Source organism: Psychrobacter sp. L7 (assembly GCF_002810365.1).
Lineage (GTDB): Bacteria > Pseudomonadota > Gammaproteobacteria > Pseudomonadales > Moraxellaceae > Psychrobacter > Psychrobacter celer.
Map to the genome: position 1 here is coordinate 186,194 of NZ_NEXR01000003.1, position 14,466 is coordinate 200,659.

The 14,466-nt window shown below is 47.9% G+C and carries 12 protein-coding genes and 1 tRNA gene; 9 read left to right on the forward strand and 4 right to left on the reverse strand.

Annotated elements, in window-relative coordinates; all coding sequences use genetic code 11:
• The first annotated feature begins 448 nt into the window (after nucleotides 1-448).
• The 4 genes from rarD to CAP50_RS04525 all read left to right on the forward strand — a co-directional run bounded on the left by rarD (nucleotide 449) and on the right by CAP50_RS04525 (nucleotide 3,918).
• Complete coding sequence (gene rarD, locus CAP50_RS04510) at nucleotides 449-1,519, forward strand: EamA family transporter RarD (protein WP_100749174.1); 1,071 nt, start codon at nucleotides 449-451, stop codon at nucleotides 1,517-1,519.
• Nucleotides 1,520-1,736: 217 nt separating this feature from the next.
• Nucleotides 1,737-2,405 (forward strand): glutathione S-transferase, encoded by a 669-nt coding sequence (locus CAP50_RS04515; protein WP_100749175.1) that lies wholly within the window; start codon nucleotides 1,737-1,739, stop codon nucleotides 2,403-2,405.
• A gap of 105 nt (nucleotides 2,406-2,510) precedes the next feature.
• The gene (locus tag CAP50_RS04520; RefSeq protein ID WP_075101533.1) at nucleotides 2,511-2,768 is read left to right on the forward strand and encodes a hypothetical protein; all 258 of its coding nucleotides are present in this window, start codon (nucleotides 2,511-2,513) and stop codon (nucleotides 2,766-2,768) included.
• A gap of 31 nt (nucleotides 2,769-2,799) precedes the next feature.
• Nucleotides 2,800-3,918 (forward strand): ribonuclease Z, encoded by a 1,119-nt coding sequence (locus CAP50_RS04525; RefSeq protein WP_100749176.1) that lies wholly within the window; start codon nucleotides 2,800-2,802, stop codon nucleotides 3,916-3,918.
• Between the two features lie 11 nt (nucleotides 3,919-3,929).
• Here CAP50_RS04525 and CAP50_RS04530 read toward each other — a convergent pair whose 3' ends face one another.
• A complete protein-coding gene (locus CAP50_RS04530) occupies nucleotides 3,930-4,895 on the reverse strand; it encodes an ATP-binding protein (RefSeq protein WP_100749177.1) in 966 nt (321 codons plus the stop codon).
• Nucleotides 4,896-5,113: 218 nt separating this feature from the next.
• Here CAP50_RS04530 and CAP50_RS04535 point away from each other — a divergent pair, with 218 nt between their 5' ends.
• Entirely contained in the window at nucleotides 5,114-6,109 is a 996-nt protein-coding gene (locus CAP50_RS04535) for a serine/threonine-protein kinase (RefSeq protein WP_100749178.1), read from the forward strand.
• A gap of 220 nt (nucleotides 6,110-6,329) precedes the next feature.
• Here CAP50_RS04535 and CAP50_RS04540 read toward each other — a convergent pair.
• From CAP50_RS04540 to CAP50_RS04550, 3 genes are all read right to left on the reverse strand, one after another.
• Nucleotides 6,330-6,414, reverse strand: a tRNA-Leu gene (locus tag CAP50_RS04540).
• Between the two features lie 216 nt (nucleotides 6,415-6,630).
• A complete protein-coding gene (locus CAP50_RS04545) occupies nucleotides 6,631-8,439 on the reverse strand; it encodes a sigma 54-interacting transcriptional regulator (protein WP_100749179.1) in 1,809 nt (602 codons plus the stop codon).
• A 66-nt stretch (nucleotides 8,440-8,505) separates the two neighbouring features.
• Entirely contained in the window at nucleotides 8,506-9,882 is a 1,377-nt protein-coding gene (locus tag CAP50_RS04550; RefSeq protein WP_100749180.1) for a two-component system sensor histidine kinase NtrB, read from the reverse strand.
• A 134-nt stretch (nucleotides 9,883-10,016) separates the two neighbouring features.
• On the opposite strand from CAP50_RS04550, the gene rimO reads away from it, so the two are divergent.
• The 4 genes from rimO to uppS all read left to right on the forward strand — a co-directional run bounded on the left by rimO (nucleotide 10,017) and on the right by uppS (nucleotide 14,330).
• Nucleotides 10,017-11,603: a 30S ribosomal protein S12 methylthiotransferase RimO gene (gene rimO, locus CAP50_RS04555; RefSeq protein WP_100749181.1), complete on the forward strand. Its 1,587-nt coding sequence runs from the start codon at nucleotides 10,017-10,019 to the stop codon at nucleotides 11,601-11,603.
• Nucleotides 11,604-11,843: 240 nt separating this feature from the next.
• Nucleotides 11,844-12,569: a UMP kinase gene (gene pyrH, locus CAP50_RS04560; protein ID WP_075101540.1), complete on the forward strand. Its 726-nt coding sequence runs from the start codon at nucleotides 11,844-11,846 to the stop codon at nucleotides 12,567-12,569.
• A 128-nt stretch (nucleotides 12,570-12,697) separates the two neighbouring features.
• On the forward strand, nucleotides 12,698-13,252 hold the full coding sequence (gene frr, locus CAP50_RS04565; RefSeq protein ID WP_075101541.1) for a ribosome recycling factor: 555 nt from the start codon (nucleotides 12,698-12,700) through the stop codon (nucleotides 13,250-13,252).
• Nucleotides 13,253-13,571: 319 nt separating this feature from the next.
• Nucleotides 13,572-14,330, forward strand: a complete 759-nt coding sequence (gene uppS, locus CAP50_RS04570; RefSeq protein WP_100749182.1) for a polyprenyl diphosphate synthase — start codon at nucleotides 13,572-13,574, stop codon at nucleotides 14,328-14,330.
• Nucleotides 14,331-14,466 lie beyond the last annotated feature (136 nt).

Below are 14,466 nucleotides of genomic sequence, written 5' to 3' on the forward strand. Positions count from 1 at the left end.
CCTAAATAAAACTGGCATGCACGATGCGATGTGTCAGGCGTTACTGGTATAAATTTTCTTTGCTTGCTGTGTGATTTCATCACGCCAAAGGCGGCATAAAATTCATTTCAGTAGTACGGCACCTGTTTTAAAGTAGATCGGCTATATAAAAATTCAAAGACTTGTTAAGTGGATGTATTGCTTATCTATTCTGACTTTGACATAATGCTGGCTATGATATAAGTATGAGTCATTTCAAGCGTTTATCTTGTGGTATGTAGCGACAGATGATTGTATTAGCCTGCTTTTAACACCGAAGGGTTTTAGCATGATTGGCGACGTACAACCTGCGTGTACAATGAGATAGACAACAGGTCTTGTAGACAAAAGCCTCCGACGTCCGCGTCTGAGGCTTTTGTTTTTTTCTAAAATTGCCAAGGACGTGCGCTTATCTCAAAAGGCTGTTTTTATGCTCACCACCACCCAAACGTCGCAGGGCACCATCGCTGCCGTGGCAGCAAACTTTTTATACTCATTATTGTTTTTATTTGGTCTGTTGATGCAGCCGCTATCTGGGACGCAAGTCGCCTCGTGGCGTGTGCTGATGATGCTGCTGAGTTTGGTGCTGCTGGTCAGTGTGTTAAAACAGTGGCAGCATATCTTTGATTATCTAAAAACCCTAAAAACACCCAAAGAGTGGTTTTTATTTATCTTGCCGACGCCGATACTGGGCGCCCAGATTTGGATATTTATGTGGGCACCAGTCAATGATCTGGGGCTTGAGGTGACACTAGGGTATTTTTTGTACCCGATGATTATGATCATGGTGGGTCGGTTTTTTTATAATGAAGCGATGACGCCGCTACAGTGGGTCGCCACCATCTGCGCAGCTCTGGGCATCGCGTATGATGTCTGGCAGTATGGCGCGATTTCTTGGGCGACATTGTTTGTCTGTCTGGGTTATCCGCCTTATTATCTGCTGCGTCGCAAGCTGGCAGTACCACCCATCACCGGCCTTATCTCTGATTTGGTGCTGCTGACGCCAGTGGTGATGGTCGCCCTGTATATGAGTGGCGGGTTTGCGCTGGCGATCACTACCGATAAATTTTGGTATCTGTTGCCGCTGCTGGGTATCATCAGCACCGCGGCGATGTCGCTGACCATGGTCGCCAGTCAAAAGCTGCCCGTCTCGTTGTTTGGCACGCTATGCTATTTTGAGCCAATTTTTTTGTTTATCTTTTCGATTACGATACTGCACCAAAGCATCAATGAGGGCGGTTCGGTATTTATGTACGGTATGATTTTTGTCGCGTTACTGATTATGATTGCTGATAGTGCGCTTGGCTATAGGGCGCGTCGCCGTGATGATCGCCTGCATGGTTACAACGAGCCACAGGTGGGGAGTTTTCCGCCGCGTCGTCGTCTAAAAAATCGCCGTATCAAAGGGGTACTTGCGGCTCATCGTTTTCGTAAAATCAAACGCTATCAGCAAAAAATAGACAAGATGACACGCAAGATAGAGCAGCTGCATTCAAAGTAAGGCGATTATTTATCGGGTGATAGGCTTGACTTGTTAGCCATGGTTTTAGCCCGCCTGTACTGCAGTTTGTGTGTCAATGATAGATGAATTGCGCTATTATCGAGCAGTATGCACGCCAAGCGCTGTCACGGACAAACGCCGCTACTGCCAAGCGCATCAGGCGCAGGACACTTTGTCTATATGCTATTGCTCACTCACATGATAACTAGGACGGTTTATGTTACATCTTCATCATTTAGCAAACTCACGCTCGTTTCGTATTATTTGGCTGTTAGAAGAGCTAAACGCCGACTATGAACTGACGTGCTACGAGCGCAACCAAGCGTATCGTGCGCCTGATAGCTTAAAGAAAGTACATCCAATCGGTCATGCACCAATGCTAGAGGTCAACGATCGCGTGCTGATTGAGTCAGGGTTTATCATCGAGTATTTAATCAAGCATTACGATACAGACAAGCAGTTCAAACCTGCTGATGACAACGAAGCGGCGTGGGAAGCTTATACCTTTTGGCTACACTTTGCCGAGGCATCATTGATGCCGCCGCTAGTGATGCGCTTGGTGTTTAGCAAAGTCGTTCAGCAGTCGCCCATGCTCATCAAACCAGTCAGCAAAAAAATTCAAAGCCAAGTGGAAAAAAACATGATTAGCCGCAGCTTAGATAGTATGCTGGGCATGATGGAGCAGCACCTACAGGACAATCATTGGTTTGCTGGTAGTGAGTTTAGCGCCGCTGATATTCAGATGCATCTTGCCGTCGTCGGAGCCAATGCAGGCTCTGGTTTGGATAGCAGTAAGTACACCAATATTTTAAACTGGCTAAAACGCTGCGAAGAGCGTGAGGCGTTTAAACGTGCCGAAGAAAAAGGCGGGCGTTTAAAATTCTAAACAAAGCGAATGGTATCAACGATTAGGATACGCCCTAATTATTGATTTAAAATTAACATAAAAGGTTTTGTTTATATATAGACAAAACCTTTTTTAGGATGAGAAATGACAGACTTGAAGAAGCCCAATAGGACACCGACTGACAGTGAGATTGCAGCCAAACAGCATATAGAGGCGGCAGAGATGAATCGCCAGCAAGTATCTATCAAAGCGTGGTCACAAAAGCTGCTGGTGGTGATTTTGTGTGTTGCCAGCTTTTATGGCGGCTGGAAATCTTATGAGTCCAATATGGTCAATGAATGTACGGCCAATGGCGGTAAAATGATTGAAGGTCAAAGAACCATGCTATGCCAGTCATTATAGTAGATAAGGATTTAGTTAAAAGAGGGCGTCTATGTTAAAGCTCACCTTTTTGGGTACCTCCGCTGGCGTGCCAACCAAGCAGCGTAACGTCACAGCGCTGGCGATAGAATGCCTAAATCCTTATAGCTCGGGGGCAAGTCGACAACAAAGCAAAAAGTCGCGTCCTTGGGTGTTAATTGATTGCGGTGAAGGTACGCAGCAGCAACTATTACATACCAAGCTATCTTTGCATCAGCTACAAGCCATTTGTATCACTCATGTGCATGGCGACCATTGTTATGGTCTGCCGGGGTTGCTTGCGAGTGCGGCCATGTCAGGACGTACTGCAGCGCTGACGCTTATTGCGCCCAAAGCCATTGCCAAAATGCTTGAGGCGATGAGGCTGACAACCGAGCTGTATTTGCCATTTGCCATTGATTTTATGGCGATAGAAGATATATTGTCTGAGCCAAATGATGAGCACAAAGGCGGTGTAACTATCAATGTAGACCACCAACATCAGCTGGTTATAGACATTCACCCGTTGTCGCACCGCGTCGCCTCTTATGGCTTTGACATTACTCAGACGATCAGCCGCCGTACCCTTAATACTGATAAATTGACAGCTGATGGTATCCCAGCCAGTGCGCTGTGGGGCAGGCTGCAGCAAGGCGAAGATTTCTTGACCGAAGACGGACGCATGCTGTCGTCTGCTGAGTATGTCGATGACGATATGCAGCGTACCAAGGTCGTGGTGGCAGGCGATAATGATACGCCAGAGTGCTTGCATGCGGCGGTCGTTGATGCAGATTTACTGGTGCATGAAGCCACTTATACCCATGAGGTGTTAAATAAGATTCAGGCAAAAAATCCAGAATTTGATCCCATGCATAGTAGCGCACAGCTGATAGGTAGGTTCGCTCAAAACAATGAGGTTAAGAATCTAATTTTGACCCATTTTAGCGCTCGCTATCAAAGCTTTGATAATCCGCAGAGTCGTACGCCAAACATGGCGCATATTCGTTTGGATGCCCAAAGTGCTTATGCAGGCAATCTATGGTTGGCCGCAGATTTTGACCAATATATGGTGAATGGCGCAGCGAATTTGGTAAATGAAGAAGAGAGTAGCCGCGTGCAGTACTTAGGTTCTGCACGCGCTCCTAAAAAATGACTAGGGCGTGTTTAAGATAGATTTTCCTCAGCAGCCAACTGCGCTTGTCCTATCCAGTAGCGGCTAAACTGATAGGCCACTCGCCCCGAACGCCCGCCACGCTCTGATGCCCAGCGTAAGGCAGCGGCTCTGATATTGTCAGGTAGCGCTTTATTTTCTTCTTCATTATTATTTCTTTCTTTACCGTCATTCGCATTATCTAGAGTGCGATTTGGCGAAAGCGATAAATAATGGCGGACGATGTGTAAGTAAGTGTTTTGATCCATGGGATGGAATGACAACCACAAGCCAAAGCGATCAGACAGCGATACTGTCTCGTCGATGGTCTCATAAGGATTGACTTCATCGGTTTGCCCATTATAAATATTGACATTGTCTTTCATCAGCTGCGGCAACAGGTGCCGACGGTTGCTGGTGGCATACACCAGTAGCTTGTCTTGCTCGGAGTCCAGCGCCCCGTCCAACACGCTTTTTAAGGTGCGGTAACTCTCGTCTTGACCGTTAAATGCCAAATCATCACAGTACACGATATAGCGGCAATCGGTGTCCGCTGGTAGGGCGCGGATGGCGGCGCGTATCTTATCAAGCACCCGCAGGTCATCACGGGCAATTTCAATAATACGTAGCCCTTCGCTATGGTAGGCTTGTAGCAACGCTCGAATCAGCGATGATTTCCCTGCGCCGCGAGTCCCTGTCATCAAGACGTGATTGGCCGGATAGCCCTTTAAAAACTGCCGTGTGTTTTGCACCAGTTTTGCCTTTTGCGTATCGATACCATGCAAATCATCCAGACTTAAAAACAAATTGACCGCCAAAGGCTCCAAGCGCCCGCGGTGACCACCGACCCAGCGATAGGCCAGCTGCTGAGGATTGATATCGATCTTTGGTGTGACTTGCTCTTGCAGATACTGCCCCAGTAACTCTAATAGCGGCTCTGGCAGGGCATAATTTGTAACGGATGTGGAAGGCTGGGACATAATACTGGGTCGCTTATAACAAGAAAAATATTAACGAAAATAGATACTATCCTACTGGTATTTATTTTTCTTGCGTGCTGTGCCTACGCCGGCAGATGCTGTGCAAAATGAATACCAGTAACATATGGCATCAAGTGTGCCAATTTTATGTCGGGTTGGCTATATAAAATGACGATATACAAATATAAAGTAATTCTAAATAAAGGCCTTACTTTAGCATGAAAAACAACGCCAGTAATTCATCGCTAAGACAAGCGAAGACAGCGCCAGTATGGCAGGCTGATGCTCAGCAGATATTGCCTGTACTGACAAAAGAATTGGTAAAATTGCAGTATCGTCAGGTATCGCACTTGCGCATCGGCGTGTACGCAGGCGACTATCAGGGCTTGAGCCGTGCCATGCACTCACAGTTTGGCCTAGTGCTACTAAAATGGCAATTAAGCGAGCATTATTGTCAGCAGAGCGCTCAAGCGGTATCTAGCGGTGTCTTTTATGAGTATGGCGTCATCACCGCGCTGTCTGCTTTAACGCCATATCAGCGCGTGGCACCGCCACTACTGGCGCATCATGAGTTACGCCTGCACATAGCAGCGCCGCCGTCAGCACTCATCGTTGTGGTGATGCCATATTATAAAAACGGCAGTCTATCACAGTATCTAAAGCGGCCGCTGCACGCCCGTCAAAAGCATCAGCTTATCATGCAAGCGGCACAAGTAATCGCGCAGCTGCATCGCGCAGGCTGGCTGCATAATGATATTAAACCTAGTAATATCTTGCTAGATGATTTGTCGCCACTTCATTTTTTGTCAAGTCAGGCGGATGATAGCAGTCTCAAGACTGACTTGTTATTAACTGATTTTGCTTTGGCCACTCGTGTGGAAGCGTCAACTATAGGCAATCCTGCGGGTACACCGGCGTATTTGGCTCCTGAGCGCTGGCAAGGACACGGCGCATCGGTGCAGAGCGATATCTATGCGTTTGGGATTATGTTGTATGAGATATTGGTGGGGGTGCGGCCGTTACAGATTGATAAACAAAGTCGTGAGCCGCTCAAGACATGGGCAGCCCAGCACTGCCAGCAGCCAATTCCAAGGCTACCGCCAGCATACCGCCATTATCAACCTATTATAGATCAAGCATTGGCAAAGCGGGTAGAGAAAAGGTATCAAAGCATGGCGCAGATACTTTTGGCGTTAAGACGTATATGGGATTAAAGAAGAGGTCGGTTAGGGAAGAGTATTGAGAAATAAAGCGTAGTATAGAGTGGAGCAAACGCTGAGCGCTAAATACTGAAGCTGCTATACTTCGATAATAGCTTCGATGCTTGGCGTTGAGTAGGGACGTTTTAATTAGCAAGCATAAAAACTAACAGGCACAAAAAAACCTGCATCAAGGCAGGTTTTAATATTTGGTCTAAGATGTACTATCCGAAAATGGTGGGGCTGGAGAGACTCGAACTCTCACACCTCGCGGCGCCAGAACCTAAATCTGGTGCGTCTACCAATTCCGCCACAGCCCCATTTTCGTTACTCTATCATCAAAAGCATGTGAACTCAAATGCTATCGAAATAGTTAACTGATTCGGTAGTGCGTCTCAGTGGTTGGCTATTATATAGAGTTTAAATTGTTTGGCAACCCCTATTTGCAATTATTTTCGATATTTTAGCAATTATTTTTCATATTTTTCATAAGTTAATGATATAAAAGAAATTTTATTTTAGGTTTTTTTGACGCTTTAGTGATATTTATTTTGATCTTGTGCTGGTGTGAGGTTTAGTTGCTGCAATTTGCGTGTCAAGGTATTGCGTCCCCAGCCTAGCAGGTGGGCCGCCACTATTTTTTTGCCACCACTATGGTTGAGGGCGGCGGTGAGTAGCACGCGTTCAAACTCAGGCATCGCTGTTTGTAGGATGTCGGTTTCGCCGGTCTGTAGCGCCTGCTTTGCCCATGCGGCTAGAGCCTGTTGCCAGTCGGTCTGCCTCGTCATAGGTGGATTGGGGCTAGTAGCGCTAGAGTCGATCGACCCTTGGGTGTTTATATCGTTCTGCGGCGGGATTTGGGATGAGCGCGCTGCATGAGGTGGCTGTGGTTGCTGTATTATATCCGCTGGCACACTATCGAGCAGCTCTGGTGGTAAGTCCTCTACCATGACCGTGTCACCGGTGGTCATCACGGTCAGCCACAGGCAGACATTTTCGAGCTGACGCACATTACCGCGCCACTCAAACGCCTGCATGACTTGCAGTGCTGCTGGATGCAGATGTTTTTTGGCAGTATTCATCTGCTTGGCGGCGCGCTGCATAAAGTAGCTGGCGAGGGCAGGGATGTCTTCGCGGCGTGTGCGCAGGGGCGGCAGAGGCAAGCGTATGACGTTAAGGCGATAAAACAAATCTTCGCGGAACTTACCTTGTTTGACCAGTGCTTCTAAGTTTTGATGAGTGGCGGCGATGATACGCACATCGACTTTGACAGGCTGCTGGCCACCAACGCGATAAAACTCGCCATTGGCCAATACTCGCAGCAAACGTGTCTGCGTACTAAAGGGCATGTCACCGATTTCATCCAAAAACAGCGTCCCACCAGTGGCCTGCTCAAAACGTCCTTGCCGTGTGGTCGTCGCCCCCGTAAACGCGCCTTTTTCGTGACCAAATAGCTCAGATTCGATTAAATCATGCGGAATCGCTGCCATGTTTAAGGCAATAAAAGGCTGCTGTCGCCGCGGTGAATGCTGATGCAGGGCGCTGGCGACCAGCTCTTTACCGGTGCCTGACTCGCCTGTGATCAACACTGTGATGGGAGAGTGGGCCAAACGGCCAATCGCGCGAAACACCGTTTGCATCGCTTGTGACTGCCCGATGATGCCACTGGGGTTGTCGGTCACGGCGGGTGGTGTCGGGGATGTCTCTTTAGCAGCTGGTTTGATCGGCGCGGTGGTTGGTGAGGTTTTGGATGCTTGGTTTGTATGGCCAGTCGGCTCAGTAGGTTTATTGGGCTCGTTGGGCATCGCATCTGATCTAACAGCGGGTTTTCTAGTGTTTGTTGTCTTAACATCGGTATGGGGCTGATAATGAATGGCTTTATAAATCGTTGTCACCGCGTCATCTAAATCAAAGGGTTTGGGCAGATATTCAAACGCACCAGTCTGATAGCTACTGATGGCAGAGCTTAGATCAGAGTGCGCCGTCATAATGACGATGGGCAGCTGAGGGAAATGCTGATGTACCCAATCGCTAAAGGACAGACCATCCATCATAGGCATACGAATATCAGTCAATATCACATCAGGGAGCTGGTCTGCAGGTGCTTGCTGCTGCAAGATGTCATTTAGGCGTGTCCATGCCGCTTGCGCTTGCGTGAAGCTAATCACAGTGAGCCCTGCATCTTCAAAGGTATCGGCCAATATCAGGCGTAGGGCGGCATCGTCATCGATAAGCCATAACGTAGCAGCGATAGGACTGCTGGGCTTGTCTGTTTGAGCAGGTATTGGCTGATCGCTTGAGAGTTGATGGTCATGTAAAGCGCGGTTGTCATTATACTCAGTCATATCTTGGGCCTAGTGGGCGATAACATCAGAGGGCGTATTGGTTGTCATGAGGTTATCATAGGATTGTTATGAGGTTTTTATAGTAAGGTCTGGCTGGCTAAAGGGCAAATACAGGGCAAACTGTGTTTGGCGTGTGTGATGGATGCTCGATTGGGCGGAGCTGACATCGATCATACCATGATGGCGGCTGATGATATCTTGGACAATAGACAGCCCTAGACCCGTGCCTGCTGCGCGGCTGGTGACCATCGGAAAAAATATCTGGCCGATGAGATCGGCATCTATGCCTGAGCCATTATCGGTGATGGTCACTTGCAAAACTTGTTTGTGCTGCTGGCTGCCGATGGTGTGCTGAAAGACCACTCGTGTTTGTAGATGCAGTATGGGCTGATAGGTAGAATTGCTATCCATTTGCATGGTAGCTTGTGGTGTTTCTTGAGATTCTGAGATTTTATGCTGTTGTAGCGTTTGTTCAAACTCAGTCATCGACTCACAAGCATTATTAATGAGGTTCAAAAATACTTGAATCAACTGATCCTTATCAGCGCAGAGCTCAGGCAGTGATAAATCATAATCACGCTGTAGCGTCACCTGTGGATATTGGTTGACGATTAGAGACAAGACATGCTCTAGCGGCTCATGAATATTGAGCATTTGCCAATTTGGTAGCTGATGGGAGCCAAGAAACTGACCGATAAGCTGAGTCAGACGGTCGGTCTCTGCGATGATGATATCGGTGTAGCTACGCAGTTTTGCCGCGTTTTTTTGTTTGTCAGGATGGGGGCTGGCAGCGCTTTGCTGAGTGAGAGCTGCCTCAGCAAAAAAACCGCCCTCACTGAACTTGATAAATTGCCGCTGCAACAACTGCGCCGCCCCGCGAATACCGGCCAATGGGTTTTTTATTTCGTGAGCGACCGAGCGTAGCATCTGACGCGCGACGTTATATTGCTGCTGCTGGCGCTGCTCCTCTGAGATACGGCTTTGGCGATCTTTGCCCCACATCTCAATGATAAAACCATGCTGCTCATCAATGACCGGGGTCACGCTATAGTCGATCAGCAGCGCTGTATGATTGTTAAATTGTGTGCTCACAAGATGATCGTGATCAATAAATGGCTGTTGATACACTTTGGCTTGCCGAAAGCGCTCGGTTAAAGAGCAAGCGGCATCCTTTGTTTTTTTAGAATTGTGAGTATCGCTATGGGTTTTGAGATGATCTTTGGGGTGGTCTTTGAAAGTCGATGTTGAGGTTTTTGGAGTGAGCAGCGCCAAGATAGATTGCCCCAGTAGGCGGCCACTACTGGTCGCCAGCAGTTGCTCTGCTTGAGCATTTAGCCAAGTAATGGTCAGATTTTCATCGACCCACAAGATAGCCGTAAACAAATGCTGAGCCATAAAGGCAAAATTGGGGGCAGGTTTTGTCACTACTACATCAGCTGTCATGAAGTACGCCTAACATAAAAAAGAAATCTACCAATATTTAATCATAAATCAACACTATAGAGCGGCAAAACTGGTGATTATCATAAAAAAAACGTACAATGCGCACAGCCAATTTATCTCAAGCAAGGTCAGCCATGCCCAACACCTCTACCGAGTCGGTAAATACGACGATATCTTCACAGCCAGCTTCTACTGCTCCAAAAAACACAGCCACTATCTTTAATCCTGCTAAGCCTGCGCACACGCAAAAGCAGTCAACGAGTCAGGCAGACGGCACTCAGCCCTATCACCACAAAGCCAATCACAATCAAAATCGCAGTATCGCGCAAAGTGGCGATGCCACAGTAGCCCGTACAGCTGCGAGCGATGCGCCAGTTCAAGCTGCGCCAAAGATCGGTTTTGTGTCGCTTGGTTGCCCAAAGGCGCTGGTCGATAGCGAGCGGATCATCACAGAGCTTAGCCGCGATGGTTATCAGGTCGCAAGTGACTACGATGGCGCAGATTTGGTGGTGGTTAACACCTGCGGTTTTATTGAGTCAGCGGTACAAGAGTCGCTCGACGCCATCGGAGAAGCCATCAGCAAAAACGGTAAAGTCATCGTTACTGGCTGCTTAGGAAAAGAAGCGGATAAAATCCGTGAGATGCATCCAGCGGTGCTATCGGTCACAGGAGCACATGCTTATGATGAGGTCATCACTGCCGTATCGCAGCATGTGCCCAAACCCAAGCGCGACGTAGATAGCCATTACGATCCAAAAATAGATCTGATCAATGAAGCGGGTATTAAGCTGACCCCAAGCCATTATGCTTATCTAAAGATATCAGAAGGCTGTAATCACCGTTGCACCTTTTGCATCATTCCAAGCTTGCGCGGTGACTTAGTCTCGCGTCCGATTGATAATGTCATGAACGAAGCACTGGCGCTCAAAAACGCTGGCGTGAAAGAATTGCTAATTATCTCGCAAGACACGTCTGCTTATGGTCTCGATCTGAAGTACAAAACCAGCTTTTGGAATGGCATGCCGCTCAAATCCAAGTTTTATGATTTATGCCAAGCATTAAATGACTTGGGTATCTGGGTGCGCCTGCATTATGTCTATCCGTATCCGCACGTGGATAAAGTCGTCGAGCTGATGGGCGAAAAAAAGCTACTGCCGTATCTGGATATTCCGTTTCAGCACGCCAGTCACCGCATCTTAAAGGCCATGAAGCGTCCAGCGCATAGCGAAAACACCTTGGCACGTATCAAAGCATGGCGTGAGATTTGTCCTGATATCGTCATTCGCTCAACCTTCGTCGTCGGCTTCCCTGGCGAAACCGAAGAAGACTTTCAATGTCTGCTCGATTGGCTCGTCGAGGCACGCCTTGATCGCGTCGGTGCCTTTACCTATTCAGAGGTCGAAGGCGCGGTAGCCAATGACTTGCCAGGTCATGTGCCTGAAGAAGTGAAGCAATCTCGCTATGAGCGCTTGATGACGCTACAACAAGACATCTCAGCACAAAAGCTGCAAGAGAAAGTCGGTAAAACCTTAACGGTATTGGTCGATGAGATTGATAGTGCTGAGGGCATTGCGATTTGTCGGAGTTACGCCGATGCCCCAGAGATCGATGGTCATGTCTATGTCGATAACATCAGCGCGCAGGTCAAGGTTGGTCAGTTTTTGACCGTCACCATTGACGAGGCCAGCGAGTACGACTTATTTGCTAGCTATCAAGGCTAAGCCGTCATAATGATAGATGAGTGAAAATTGCCCAATCACAGGCAGTTTTTGCTACAATTAGCGCAATTTGGCCTTTTTATCTACTCAGCACTGCATCACGAGTAGGGCGCTGCACGTAATCTAGCGATACGCAGACACTGGCCTGCGTATCAATGCTGGCTGTACGTAAATCAGAAGGCAATCTTCATTTGTATTTTACCGATGACTTTAATTATAATTTAATGCTAACAAGGTGACCTCATGTCTGACAAAAACCCGCGTTACTCTCGTATCTTGCTAAAACTCTCAGGCGAAGCCTTGGCTGGTGGCAAGGACATGGGTATCGATACCGAAGTGCTCGATAAGATGAGCCTGTCTATCGCCCACTTGCGCGGCCTTGGTGTGCAAGTTGGTATCGTCGTTGGTGGTGGTAACTTATATCGCGGTGCCCAGCTGCAACAAGAGGGCCTAGTCGGCCGTGTGACCGGCGATCAAATGGGTATGCTTGCGACTGTGATGAACGGTCTGGCCATGCGTGATGCGCTTGAGCGCCGCAATATCAAAACGCGCTTGATGTCAGCCTTACCGATTGGTGAAGTCACTGAAAGCTATAGCAGCCGCAATGCCATTCGCTACCTAAAAAACGGTGAGGTTTGTATCTTTGTCGCCGGTACTGGTAATCCTTTCTTTACCACCGACACAGCAGCATGTCTGCGCGGTATCGAGGTCGAAGCAGGCTTGATATTAAAAGCCACCAAAGTGGATGGCGTCTATGACAAAGACCCAAGCTTGCATGCCGATGCCAAAAAATACGATGGTTTGACTTTTGATGAAGTCTTAGAGCAAAAGCTTGGCGTTATGGACTTAACCGCTATCGCCTTGTGCCGTGAGCACAATGTACCGCTACAAGTGTTTGATATGACCAAGCCCAACGCCTTATTAAATGTGGTCATGGGCGAGAACGAAGGCACGCGCGTCTATCATTAATATTAATGGGCATAATATTGCCCAATATACGCGGTCAAGCGCTCTGCTACGAGCGATGAATTGCCGAAAAATAACTATCTATTAACAACCATGAATGATTTATCGACAGCGATAAATAAGGATGCACAATGATTAAAGAGATTAAGCAAGACGGCGAAGCCCGTATGCAAAAAACCTTAGAAGCGCTTGAAAACACCTTTAGTAAGGTACGTACAGGCCGCGCCCATCCAGGCATGCTATCTGGCGTGATGGTCAGCTACTACGGCGCCGACACACCGCTCAACCAAGTGGCCAGTGTCAACGTCGAAGACTCGCGCACATTGCTTGTACAGCCTTTTGACCGTACGATGGTACAGGCCGTGGACAAGGCCATTCGCGAAGCGGATTTGGGATTGAACCCGATGACCGCTGATGTGATTCGTGTGCCGATGCCAGCATTGACAGAAGAAACCCGCCGCGATATGCAAAAACTGGCGCGCGGTGAAGCAGAAAACAGCCGCGTCTCGATTCGTAATATCCGCCGTGATATGATGAATGACATAAAAGATCTAGCAAAAGAAAAAGAGATCTCAGAAGACGACGAGCGCCGCGCTAGTGATGATATTCAAAAAATCACTGACAAATACATCGAGACCATCGACAGCCGTTTGAGTAAAAAAGAAAGCGAGCTGATGGAAGTATAACGATTGATGGCAGAGCGCGACTGGGATGCTGTTTTTAAATGCAGGTTGCGCCGTATCGAACGATAGCAGCACGCAAGTAACGTTTATACCAGTCGCGCAGCCCTATCTATAAAAGTTTTATTTCCAATGGACTATATGTCGTTTAGCAGCCACTGCGCCAGTGCGATTGGCTGCTTATTATTGTGTCGTCAATCATAAAGCCGTAGCAGACTGCTTTATGATAAGTTTGTGAATAATCACCACATCTTATCTTTTTGGCTTTTTTGCCGTCATGACACGCGTTATTATTAAACCATCTCAACAATAAGCAAGCTAGCCTATGTCTACTTCAGCCGCCTTGGCTCCTGCTCTTCTACCCCGTCATATCGCCATCATCATGGATGGCAACAACCGCTATGGCAAAGCCAATCATCTACCCAAAGGCCATGGACATGTGGCAGGCAAAGATGCGCTAGACCCTATTGTCGAATACTGTGTCGATACTGGTATCGAGGTTTTGACGGTATTTGCTTTTTCTAGCGAAAACTGGCAACGCCCGCCGAGTGAAGTGGCGCTGCTCATGCAGCTTTTAACCTCGACCATTCATGAGCAAATGCCGCGGATGGACAAATACCGTATTCGCTTACGGTTTATCGGAGATCGCAGTCCGCTCAGTGCGGACTTACAAGCACTGATGGCCGATGCAGAAGAAAAAACCGCGCATTTTGATGCCATGACATTGGTCATTGCCATCAGTTATGGTGGGCAGTGGGATATTGCCCATGCTGCCAAACAGTTGGCCAAACAGGTGCAGATAGGGGAGCTGTGTGCTGATGATATCGATAAAGACTTGCTTGGCCGCCATGTCCAGTTAGCAGACGCCCCAGCGGTCGATATGCTGATACGGACGGGCGGTGAGTACCGATTATCGAACTTTTTATTGTGGCAGTCCGCTTATGCTGAGTTGTTTTTTACCAAAACCCTATGGCCTGAGTTTAGCGCAGCAGAGCTGGCATCGATGGTTGCAGAGTTTGCCCAGCGCCAACGCCGTTTTGGTAAAACCAGCGAGCAAGTCGCTTGCGCGCAGCAATTACCCTAAACGACCCTAACGTCTTATCTGATACTTGCGTGTCTGATACTTGCTTGCTGCTTGTCTTTTTTGTGCCTTAAAAGCCTGCTACGCTTTTAGTAGTGATTATTCACCGTGGTTAAGGCCGCGTGCTTATGAAATAATA